Origin of the sequence: Flavobacterium tructae (genome assembly GCF_002217475.1) — a bacterium.
Taxonomy (GTDB): domain Bacteria; phylum Bacteroidota; class Bacteroidia; order Flavobacteriales; family Flavobacteriaceae; genus Flavobacterium; species Flavobacterium tructae.
Window position 1 is genome coordinate 765 of sequence record NZ_MUHH01000094.1, and the last position, 283, is coordinate 1,047.

Consider the following 283-nt stretch of genomic DNA (forward strand, 5'->3'; position numbering starts at 1 on the left):
AAAATATCAGATGACAAAGGTGAATATGCCTCCTTTATTATTGCAAAATATACTAGATTACTTATCAGATAATGATTTGAAGAAATTACAAACTTTACGGCATGTAGTATCAGGAGGTGATAAAATCAATACGAACGTTGTCAATATTTTTAATGCTAGGCTTGGTAGTAGATATTTAATATCATTATATAATTCATATGGTCCAACTGAGAATACAATTGATTCGACTATTTATCGATTTGGGAATGATAAAGAATATAAGGTTATCCCAATTGGTAAGCCT

1 protein-coding gene is annotated in these 283 nt (G+C 29.3%); it reads left to right on the top strand.

Annotated elements, in window-relative coordinates:
• Nucleotides 1–283, top strand: a 283-nt coding sequence (locus B0A80_RS20925; RefSeq protein WP_165769313.1) for an AMP-binding protein, incomplete at both ends; no start/stop codon positions are given.